The sequence below is a fragment of the Streptomyces sp. B6B3 genome, from assembly GCF_039871525.1.
Lineage (GTDB): Bacteria > Actinomycetota > Actinomycetes > Streptomycetales > Streptomycetaceae > Streptomyces.
On the sequence record NZ_JBDPLU010000005.1, the window covers coordinates 471160 to 482182 of the forward strand.

The following is an 11023-nucleotide window of genomic DNA, read 5'->3' on the forward strand; positions in this document are numbered from 1 at the left end:
GCCGTCCCTGGCCCCTGACACACGCGCGGCGCCCGGCCCGGTCACGTACCGGGCCGGGCGATCGCGGCGCGGAGCCGCGGGCCGAACACGACGTCGTGCGGGAGCCCGGCCAGCTCCCCGGCGTCCGCGGCAACGCCCCGCCGGACCAGGATGTCGGCCAGGTACGCCCAGTGGGCGGCCGCCGCCTCCGCCTGGGTCATGCCGTCGAAGGGCTCGTCCGGGCCGACCACCATCCGGGCCGTCTCCTCGATCTCCTCGATCCCCTCGGCCGAGACCCACGAGCCGGCGTCGGCCGCCTCGTCCGCGCCGGCACCGTGCAGCCAGGAACTCCAGCCCCGGTCGTCGAGCAACGTCACGCCACGGCCGTCGGCGAGCGCGGCGGTGAGCCGGGCCGACACCGACAGCTGCCCGGCGTCCAGGCCGCCCTCGTCCAGCTCCACATGCGTGACGAAGCGGGTCACCACGGTCATGCCGGCCTCCGTGAGGTGTTGTGCGGCCCGCGGGCCGGGCCTCGTTGCGCTCTCCCGGCTCCAGCATGCGGCACGGCTCCGCCCGGGGCGTGCGGGCGGCTCGCCGCGGGAGTAGACGAGCGGCCAACGCGACGGAAGGATCGGGGCTGTGAGGCTCCGGGGTGGGTGGTGGCTCAGCCAGGCAGGGATCGCGCTGAGCGTTGCGGGAGGGGTATGGCTGGGCGCGACCGCCGTGCGCGGCGGATGGGACGCGGCCGATCCGGTGGCCAGCGTTCTGGGTGGTGCGGCGGGAGTCGTGGCGCTGGTCGTCTCGTTGAGGTCGGGTGCGGGCGTCGGCTCCGTGACCGGCGGCCCGCCGCCACCGCCGGCGTTGACGGTGCCGGCATGGGTGGTGGATCGGCAGGAGGCCGAGCAGGTCGTCGCGGCGGTCTGTGGTCGTGGACGAACCTCCGCCGTCGGCATCACCACCGGCCTTCACGGTGCGGGCGGATTCGGAAAGACGACGTTGGCGCAGGTGGTCTGTGCCCACCCGAGAGTTCGTCGACGTTTTCGTGGCCGCGTCTACTTCGTCACCGTGGGCCGCAACATAAGGGGCCGGGCGGCGATCGCGGCCAAGGTGGTGGAGGCGACCCGGTTCATCACGGGTGACTCCCTGGACACGGGGCAGGACCCCGACCAGGCCGGCGCTCACCTCGGGCGTCTGCTGGCCCGGCGCCCCCGGACGTTGCTGGTGATCGACGACGTCTGGGAACCGGAGCAACTGGAGCCGTTCCTCCACGGCGCGCAGGGCCAGTGCGTTCGGCTGGTGACGACGCGCAGGCCGACCGTTCTGCCGCCCGAGGCCACCCGAATCATGGTGGACCGGATGTCGCCGGAGCAGGCTCATGCCGTACTCAGCTACAACCTGGCCGGCACGCTGCCCGGTCCGTTGGTGGAATCGCTGGTGAAGGCGACCGGGCGGTGGGCTCTGCTGCTGCGACTGGTCAACCAACTCGTCGCGGTCCAGGCGGCGACGGGAGCGTCGCCCGTCACCGCCGCCCAGACGATCCTCGCTCGGCTCCGCGCCCTCGGCCCCGCGGGAGCCGATCCGGACGTGCCTCTGGACCTGGACGACCCGGACCGCAGGAACACGGCGGTGCGGGCGAGCATCCAGGCCGCGACGGAGCTGTTGCCGGCCGGTGGCGGCCGGCGGTTCGCGGAGCTCGGGATCTTCGCCGAGGACGAGATCGTTCCCTTACCCCTGGTGACGCTCCTGTGGCGGGCGACTGGTGACCTCGACGAACCGCGGGCTCGGGCGCTCTGCATGCAGATGGCCGAACTCTCGTTGGTATCGCTCGACGCCTCGGTGCCCGGCGGGGTGCTGGCGCTGCACGACGTCGTCCGTGACTACCTGCGAGCGGAACTGGCCGGCGGCCTACCATCGGTCAACGCCGCACTGCTCGACGGCGTCGCCGCCACGCTGCCCAGCCTTCCGTCGTCGGGCACCGACACCGGTGTCAACATGGGGAACGGGCCGGCATGGTGGCGGATCACGGATGGATATCTCCTCGACCACCTGGTGGAGCATCTGCTGGACGCCGGACGTGTCGCGGAGGCCGAGGCGTTGACCAGCGACCTGCGGTGGGTGCGGACCCGGTTACATCAGCGCGGCCCCACGGCGCCATGGCGCGATCTGGACCGGATCGGCACGCCGATCGCTCAGACGCTTGCCGGAGACCTGGCACGGGCCGCCCATCTGCTCGCTCCCACGGGTGAGCCGGCGCACGCGCTCAACGCGGTGCTGGGCAGCCGGCTGGGTGCCCTCGCGCGCTGGCATGACCAACCGTGTGTCGTGGGCCAGCCCGCTCTCCTCAACAGATGGCCACCGCCCGACCTGCCTGACCCGGCCCTGCTGCGGATCCTGACCGGAGGTTCGGATGGCGTGCGTGCTCTGGCCTTCTCCCCCGACGGGACGTCGCTGGCGACCGCATGCGATGACGAGGTCGTGCGGACGTGGGACCCGGCCACCGGAACTCTTCTGCGGACGCTGACGGGTCACGAAGGCTACGTGAACGCGGTGGCGTTCAGCCCCGACGGAACAAGCCTCGTCAGCGTCGGCGCCGACGGATCGGCGCGCATGTGGGAGGTGGCCACCGGCAGCCTGACACGGACGGCGATCGGAGAGGCCGCAGGGCTGAAGACGGTGGCGTTCAGTCCCGACGGGACGCGGCTGGCCACCGTCTGTGAGAACGGTTCGGTGTCGATCTGGGACGCCGCCGGCGCACGCCTCCGCACGCTGCCCGTGAACCGACGGGAGGTGCGTGCCCTGGCCTTCAGCCCGGGCGGGGAGCGGCTTGCCACCGCCGGTGGAGAGGGCATGGTGCACATCTGGGACCCGGAGACCGCCGTCGACCTCCACGTGCTCACGGCCGGGCCGGGGGCCGTTCGCGCGGTGGCGTTCAGTCCCGACGGAACGCGGCTCGCCACCGCCGGGGAGGACCGCTTGGTGCGCATCTGGGATCCGACCGCGGTCGACCGTCCGCCGCGTACGCTCCTGGGCCACACCGGCTATGTCAACGCGGTGGCGTTCAGTCCCGACGGGACGCGGCTGGCCACGGCGGGCTACGACCGCTCGGTCCGCATCTGGGACCCGCACACCGGTCGCCTGCTGCACACGCTCGGCGGCCATGTGGACTATGTCAACGCGGTGGCGTTCAGTCCCGACGGGACGCGGCTCGCCACGGCGGGCTACGACCGCTCGGTCCGCATCTGGAATCCGAACGCTCGCGCGCTCGCCGGTGACGGAAACGGAGTGCGGTCGGTCGCCGTCGCGCAGGGCGCCCGCCTGGCGAGTGCGGACGACGACGGCGCCGTGCGCATCCGGGAGGCGTCGAGTGGTGCCCCTCTTCTCACGCTCACCAGCTACATAGCGGGCGTTCGAGCGGTGGTGTTCAGGCCGGACGCAACTCGACTCGCCACCGTTGGTGAGGACGGCTCCGTGTCGATCTGGGACGCCACTTCGGGGAGCCTGGTCAGCAGTCTTTCCGACTACGACAGAACACAGGCGGCGACCTTCAGCTGGGACGGGGCGCAGCTGGCGACGCTCGAGGACACCGGCCGGATCCGGATCTGGGATGCGGACGGCGAGTTCGTCCAGGGCCTCAGGGGCGAGTGGAGACAGGATCGGGCACTCGCGTTCTGCCCGGAGGGCACTCGGTTGGCTGTCGCCGGGGAGAGCGGCCTCGTGTCCGTCTGGAACACGGTCTCCCGGCAGCGGGTGCACGTGCTTTCCAGTCATGAGAGAAATGTCAGCGCGGTTGCCTTCAGCCCGGACGGAGCGTTGCTCGCCACCGTCGGCGAAGATCCGCTGGTGCGGCTGTGGGATTCCGCCGCCGGGTCCCTCCGCATGGCTCTCTCCGGCCACGAACGCCATGTCAACGCCGTCTCCTTCAGCCCGGACGGCAGGTGGCTGGCCACGGGAGGTGACGACGGCTCGATACGGGTCTGGGACCCGGCGAGCGGAACGCTGGTCACACAGATGCGTATCGAGAGTCATGTGCGGTGCTGTGCGTGGAGCCCCGACGGCGCGGCGATCTTCGTGGGAGGGCGGGGCGGTCTGTTCGGATTCGACTTCCGGTCAGGCGTGCCCGTCCCGTGATGGTCGGCAGGCCCGCGGTAAGGACGCGGAAGGCCGACGCGGGCCCCCGCCTGGGCCCGGTCGGCGCGCTCGTGGACTCGTGGATCAGGAGGTGGTGAGGGTGTGGCTGTCGAGCGGGTTGCCGGCGGCGTCGAGGGCGGTGACCCGGAAGACGTCGGCGTCCGTGGGCGCCGAGATCCGGGCCGCCGTCTCGAAGCCGGTCTTCGGGGTGGTGCCGAGCGTGGTCAGGGCGTCCTCGCTGGCCCCGGCCTGGATGCGCCAACTGTCGACCTCGGTGGCGCCGTTCCAGCTGACGTTCAGGGTCCGGCTGCCGTCCGCGGCGGCGTCGCCGACGACGACCTCCGGCGCGGCGGCCGGGGTGCCGGTCCAGTCGTCGGTCCGGTCGGCGCGGTAGGACGACGAGCCAGAGCCGAACTGGCCGGTGAAGACCTGCTGGCCGGTGGGGGAGAACTCGACCAGCCGACCGGTGGTGCCGAAGTCGACCAGCTGGTTCCCGTTGGGCACCTGGCGGCTGCTGCCGATGAACGGTGTGTACGCCGCCGGGTTGGCGCGGAACTCCTGGGAGAGGGTGGCCGTCATGGACGACTCGTCGATGGTGTAGATCGCGCTCCGGGACTGCTGCGGGCTGTGGGTGTTGCCGTTGTCGAACACCGACAGCCGGCCGTCCGGCAGCCGCCGCGCGTCGTGCTGGTAGCTGGGCATGCTGGCCGTGCCGCCGGAGAACGTGAAGTCGCTCTGCTCGCCGCCGAAGCGCCAGATGATCTCACCGGTGTCGATGTCGATCTTGTAGACGGTGCTGGTGTTGCGGAAGTTGACGAGGATGTTCCCGTCGGAGTCGTACTGCAGGGCGTTGGCGTGGAACAGGTCGCCGAACCCGTTCATCGGCTCCGTGGTCTCGCCGGGTTCGATGTGGTCCAGGGCGTCCCATTCGAAGGTGACCTGGCCGGTCCCCACGATCTGCTCCTGGATGACCACGTTCAGGATCGTGCCGTTGGTCGGCCCGCCCCACGGGCTGAGGTCGATGCTCTGCTGGACCCAGCCCTCGACGAGGACGCGGGTGCCGTCGGGGCTGAACGCGATCGCGTGGCCGTCCGTCGGCTGGTTCTGCAGCTGGATGGTGGCGATCTCCTGGTACGACTCGTTCAGCACCAGGTGCACGCCACGGGCCACGTCGTACAGGGTCAGCGCGGGCTGGCCCTGCCACTCGATCTGCTCGAAGTTGAAGTAGCTGCCGGGGCGTTCCCAGATGACCTGGCCGGCGTTGTCGTAGATGGCGGCGGCTCCGCCGCCGAAGGTGCTGGGTGCGGTCAGCAGGTACCCGGGATCCTCCTGGCCGGTCCGCGTGGTGGTGAGGGCGGCGGCCAGGGGCTCGTCGACGGTGACGTACTCCGACGCGTCGAGCGCGGGGAGCGGTGCGACGGCGAGCCGCGGGTCGTTGTCGGAAGCGCTGGCCACGGAGGCGAGAGGCACGATCAGCGCCGCACCGGCGACCGACGTGACGAGGGACCGGGCCAGTGCACTTGTCCATAAGGGACGCACGGGTGAATCTCCTTGGCTGGAAGGTCGTCCCAGCCCCCACCGGTGACTGTACTCAGCGGGTTGACGTGTTCGCAACAATGCGCAATCTTGAGTAAGTCCCTGATCAGGGCTTTCTCCCTGTGCGGATGTTGTGTTGCCACGCGGCGCGCCGACCAGCCCTGGTGGACCGCCGTCGCCTCCCCCGACCAGACCGCCCTCGGTTTCGCGCGCGGTCGGTCGGGTCAGTTGGCCGGGCGGTAGCGGCGGGCGGTGCGGTGGTCGTCGCGGCGGATGATGCCCTGGCGTTCGAGTCGGCGGAGGTGGTACAGCACGGTGGAGGCGCTGGACAGGCCGACGGCGTGGGCTATCTCCCGGACGGTGGGGGCGTAGCCGTGTTCGGCGATGGCGTCCCTGATCGCCCGCACGATGTCCTCCTGCCGCTCCGTCACGCCGCCCTCATGACCAGGGGGTGCGCGTCCGGCTGCTCGTGCTCGCGGACGTGGCGGCGTAGTTGGGCCCAGGTCGCCGCCGATCGGCGGTCGGCCCAGAAGGGGTGGCAGGCGATGCGGCAGGACAGCCGCAGCAGCCGCCGGCGCAGCACCGTCGTGCCGATCCCGGGTGGGGCGGCGGCGAGGGCCTCGTAGACGCGGTTCCAGTCGTGTTGGTCGCGGATCAGGTCGGGAGGAAAGCCGTGGTGCGCCATGCCCAGTATTGAAACATGTGTTCGATTATCTGCGCACGCGCAATGTCCGGCGTGTCGCGGCGAAGAAAGTGTCTGTGCCCCGGCTCGGCAGGGCGTCAGGATGGCCCTGTGCGTCACTCTCCCGCGTTTTCTTGGATCGAACGCGGGGGGGATCGACTCATGGGGAGATCGGGCGTCACGGAGGAGCGTAGAGGTCTTCGCGACGGATGGGTGCGTGGCTGCTCCGGTAATCTGGGCGGTGTTCCGGCAATCGCTGGCCCCGGTACCGCGGACTCGGGGTCCTCTTCGGGTTGCCGTGTCCTCCCGTCCCGACAGATGTCCGGCCGCTCCCGCACCGTCATGCGGGAGCGCGGTCTGCCATGCCCGAAAGAGAGCATCTGTGACCACTCACGGCACTCGCGCCGACACCGATCCCGACACCGCCGCCGACCCCTCCGCCGCCGACCCCTCCGGTCTCTACGACGCCAACGCGATCACCGTCCTGGACGGTCTCGACGCCGTACGCAAGCGGCCCGGGATGTACATCGGCTCCACCGGCGAACGAGGGTTGCACCACCTCGTGCAGGAGCTCGTGGACAACTCCGTGGACGAGGCGCTGGCGGGGGTGGCCGACCGGATCGACGTGACGATCCTGGCCGACGGCGGCGTGCGGGTGGTCGACAACGGCCGCGGCATCCCGGTGGGCATGCATCCGGTGGAGAAGCGGCCGGCCGTCGAGGTCGTGCTGACCGCGCTGCACGCGGGCGGGAAGTTCGGGGGCGGGGGTTACGCGGTCTCCGGCGGTCTGCACGGTGTGGGCCTGTCGGTGGTGAACGCCCTGTCGACCCGGCTGTCGGTGGAGATCTGGACCGAGGGCCACCGGTGGACGCAGGACTACAAGGACGGTGCCCCGGCCGCCCCGCCCGCCCGCCGCGAAGCCACCTCCCGTACGGGCACGTCGCTGACCTTCTGGGCGGACGGGACGATCTTCGAGACCACCGAGTACTCCTTCGAGACGCTGGCCAGGCGCTTTCAGGAGATGGCGTTCCTCAACCGGGGGCTCACCCTGAGCCTGACCGACGAACGGCCGTCCGCGCGCGCCACGGCCGGGGCCGACGAGGCCGGCTCGGACGCCGCCGAGGAGCAGCCGGCGAAGACGGTCTCGTACCGCTACGACGGCGGCATCACCGACTTCGTCGCCCACCTCAACGCCCGCAAGGGCGAGCCGGTCCACCCCTCGGTGATCACCATCGAGGCCGAGGACGCAGGGCGGCTGCTGTCGGTCGAGGTCGCGCTGCAGTGGAACGGCCGGTACGCCGACAGTGTCTACTCCTACGCCAACGCCATCCACACGCATGAGGGCGGCACCCACGAGGAGGGCTTCCGCACGGCGCTGACCACCGTGGTCAACCGCTACGCGCGGGTCAGGAAGCTGCTGCGGGACAAGGACGGGAACCTCGCCGGCGAGGACATCCGCGAGGGCCTGACCGCGATCATCTCGGCCAAGCTCGGCGAGCCGCAGTTCGAGGGCCAGACCAAGACCAAGCTCGGCAACACCGAGGCGCGCACCTTCGTGCACAAGGTCGTGCACGAGCACCTGACCGACTGGTTCGACCGCAACCCGAACGAGGCGGCCGACATCGTGCGCAAGGCCATCCAGGCGGCCACCGCCCGGGTCGCGGCCCGCAGGGCGCGCGACCTGACCCGCCGGAAGGGCCTGCTGGAGTCCGCGGCGCTGCCGGGCAAGCTGGCCGACTGCCAGTCCAGCGACCCCGCGCAGGCGGAGATCTTCATCGTCGAGGGCGACTCCGCCGGCGGTTCGGCGAAGTCCGGCCGCAACCCGCGGTTCCAGGCGATCCTCCCGATCCGCGGCAAGATCCTCAACGTCGAGAAGGCGAGGATCGACAAGGCCCTGCACAACCAGGAGATCCAGGCGATGATCTCCGCGTTCGGCGCGGGCGTGCACGAGGACTTCGACATCACCAGGCTCCGCTATCACAAGATCATCCTGATGGCGGACGCGGACGTCGACGGTCAGCACATCAACACGCTGCTGCTGACCTTCCTCTTCCGCTTCATGCGGCCGCTCATCGAAGGGGGCCACGTCTACCTCTCCCGCCCCCCGCTCTACAAGATCAAGTGGAGCCGGGACCACGTCGAGTACGCCTACTCCGACCGCGAACGCGATCTGCTCCTCGATCGGGGCCGGCGGGCCGGCCGCCGCGTCAGGGACGACTCCATCCAGCGCTTCAAGGGCCTGGGCGAGATGAACGCCGAGGAACTGCGCGTGACCACCATGGATCCCGACCACCGGGTCCTGGGCCAGGTCACCCTCGACGACGCGGCCGTCGCCGACGACCTGTTCTCCGTCCTGATGAGCGAGGACGTCGAGGCACGCCGCCACTTCATCCAGCGCAACGCCAGGGACGTCCGCTTCCTCGACGTCTGATCCGCCGCGCGCCGCCCCGCCCCGCCCCCACCGTCTGTCTGTTGCTGAGGAGAGCACCGCGTGAGCACGTTCCCCGCCCCCGCCACGGTCGGCCGCCCGCAGGACGGCTCCGACTACACCGCACGGCATCTCATGGTGCTCGAAGGACTCGAGGCCGTGCGCAAACGCCCGGGCATGTACATCGGCTCCAGCGACAGCCGGGGTCTGATGCACTGCCTGTGGGAGCTCATCGACAACTCCGTCGACGAGGCACTCGCCGGGGCCTGCGACCGGATCGACGTCATCCTGCACGACGACGGCTCGGTGGAGGTGCGCGACAACGGCCGCGGCATCCCCGTGGACACCGAACCCCGCACCGGCCTGTCCGGCGTCGAGATCGCCTACACCAAGCTGCACGCCGGCGGAAAGTTCGGCGGCGGCTCCTACGCGGCCTCCGGCGGTCTGCACGGCGTCGGCGCCTCCGTCGTCAACGCCCTGTCCGCCCGGCTCGACGTCGAGGTCGACCGGCACGGCCACACCCACCACACCAGCTTCCGCCACGGCGCCCCCGGCAGCTACGCCGGCCCCGGACCCGACGCGCCCTTCACCCCCGCCCGGGGGCTGCGCAGGACGCCCGGGATCCCCGAAGCGCGCACCGGCACGCGCGTGCGCTACTGGGCCGACCGCCAGATCTTCCTCAGGGGCGCCAGGCTCTCCCTCGACACGCTGCACCAGCGCGCCCGCCAGACCGCCTTCCTGGTGCCCGGCCTGACCATCGTCGTCCGCGACGAGTACGGCCTCGGCGAGGGTGGCAGCAAGGGCGAGGAGTCGTTCCGCTTCGACGGCGGCATCAGCGAGTTCTGCGCGTACCTGGCGAGCGACAGGCCCGTCTGCGACGTGCTCCGCCTGACCGGCCAGGGCACCTTCAAGGAGACCGTCCCGGTCCTGGACGAGCACGGCGAGATGACGCCCACCGAGGTCGTCCGAGAGCTCGGCGTGGACGTGGCGCTGCGGTGGGGCACCGGCTTCGACACCACGCTCCGGTCCTTCGTCAACGTCATCGCCACCGCCAAGGGCGGCACCCACGTCGCGGGCTTCGAACAGGCCGTCGCCAGAACGGTGAACGAGGCCCTGCGAACCAGGAAGCTGCTGCGGGTCGCCGAGGACGACATCGTCAGGGACGACGCCCTCGAGGGCCTCACCGCGGTGGTCACCGTGCGCCTCGCCGAGCCGCAGTTCGAGGGCCAGACCAAGGAGGTCCTCGGCACGTCCGCCGCCCGGCGGATCGTCAACACCGTGGTGTCCAGGGAGCTCAGAGCGTTCCTCACCTCCACCAGGCGGGACACCGCCGCGCAGGCCCGGGTGGTCCTGGAGAAGGCCGTCGCCGCCGCACGCACGCGTATCGCCGCCCGCCAGCACAAGGACGCGCAGCGCCGCAAGACGGCCCTGGAGTCCTCGGCGCTGCCCGCCAAGCTCGCCGACTGCCGCAGCGACGACGTCCAGCGCAGCGAGCTGTTCATCGTCGAGGGAGACTCCGCGCTCGGCACGGCGAAGCTCGCCCGGAACTCCGAGTTCCAGGCGCTGCTGCCGATCCGCGGCAAGATCCTCAACGTCCAGAAGTCGTCCGTGACCGACATGCTGAAGAACGCCGAATGCGGCGCGATCATCCAGGTCATAGGGGCGGGCTCCGGGCGGACCTTCGACCTCGACGCGGCCCGCTACGGCAGGGTCATCATGATGACCGACGCCGACGTCGACGGCTCGCACATCCGCTGCCTGCTGCTGACGCTCTTCCAGCGCTACATGCGTCCCCTGGTCGAGGCGGGCCGGATGTTCGCCGCGGTGCCGCCGCTGCACCGCATCGAGCTGGTCCAGCCGAGGAAGGGCGAGGACAGGTACATCTACACCTACTCGGACCGTGAACTGCGCGACAGGCTGACGGAGTTCCGGAGCAGGAACATCCGGTACCGGGACTCCGTCCAGCGCTACAAGGGCCTCGGCGAGATGGACGCCGACCAACTGGCCGAGACGACCATGGACCCGCGCCGCCGCACCCTGCGCCGGATCAACCTCGCCGACCTCGAAGCGGCGGAGCGGGTGTTCGACCTGCTCATGGGCAACGACGTGGCGCCCCGCAAGGAGTTCATCTCCCGCTCGGCGGCGACCCTGGACCGGTCCCGGATCGACACCTGACCAGGGCGCCGGGCGCTGGTCAGAAGCCGCCCAGGGCGGCGGCGTGGCTGGTGTGGTGGGCGGTGCTGACGGGGAGGGGCACGGGGGACGGGGGC

7 protein-coding genes are annotated in these 11023 nt (G+C 70.9%); 3 read left to right on the top strand and 4 right to left on the bottom strand.

The window, feature by feature from the left end; translation table 11 throughout:
- Positions 1 to 41: 41 nt before the first annotated feature.
- Entirely contained in the window at positions 42 to 470 is a 429-nt protein-coding gene (locus ABGB06_RS14620; protein ID WP_347589128.1) for a hypothetical protein, read from the bottom strand.
- A gap of 148 nt (positions 471 to 618) precedes the next feature.
- Here ABGB06_RS14620 and ABGB06_RS14625 point away from each other — a divergent pair, with 148 nt between their 5' ends.
- On the top strand, positions 619 to 4107 hold the full coding sequence (locus tag ABGB06_RS14625; protein WP_347589130.1) for an NB-ARC domain-containing protein: 3489 nt from the start codon (positions 619 to 621) through the stop codon (positions 4105 to 4107).
- 84 nt (positions 4108 to 4191) lie between these two features.
- Here ABGB06_RS14625 and ABGB06_RS14630 read toward each other — a convergent pair whose 3' ends face one another.
- The 3 genes from ABGB06_RS14630 to ABGB06_RS14640 form a co-directional block, all read right to left on the bottom strand.
- Complete coding sequence (locus ABGB06_RS14630; protein WP_347589132.1) at positions 4192 to 5646, bottom strand: arylsulfotransferase family protein; 1455 nt, start codon at positions 5644 to 5646, stop codon at positions 4192 to 4194.
- A 221-nt stretch (positions 5647 to 5867) separates the two neighbouring features.
- Positions 5868 to 6074: a winged helix-turn-helix transcriptional regulator gene (locus ABGB06_RS14635; protein ID WP_347589134.1), complete on the bottom strand. Its 207-nt coding sequence runs from the start codon at positions 6072 to 6074 to the stop codon at positions 5868 to 5870.
- Entirely contained in the window at positions 6071 to 6328 is a 258-nt protein-coding gene (locus tag ABGB06_RS14640; protein WP_347589136.1) for a hypothetical protein, read from the bottom strand. Before ABGB06_RS14640 ends, ABGB06_RS14635 begins: the two co-directional genes overlap by 4 nt.
- A gap of 379 nt (positions 6329 to 6707) precedes the next feature.
- On the opposite strand from ABGB06_RS14640, the gene gyrB reads away from it, so the two are divergent.
- Together gyrB and ABGB06_RS14650 are read left to right on the top strand one after the other, a co-directional pair.
- On the top strand, positions 6708 to 8756 hold the full coding sequence (gene gyrB / locus ABGB06_RS14645) for a DNA topoisomerase (ATP-hydrolyzing) subunit B (protein ID WP_347589138.1): 2049 nt from the start codon (positions 6708 to 6710) through the stop codon (positions 8754 to 8756).
- Between the two features lie 60 nt (positions 8757 to 8816).
- A complete protein-coding gene (locus ABGB06_RS14650) occupies positions 8817 to 10928 on the top strand; it encodes a DNA topoisomerase IV subunit B (RefSeq protein WP_347589140.1) in 2112 nt (703 codons plus the stop codon).
- Positions 10929 to 11023: the final 95 nt, after the last annotated feature.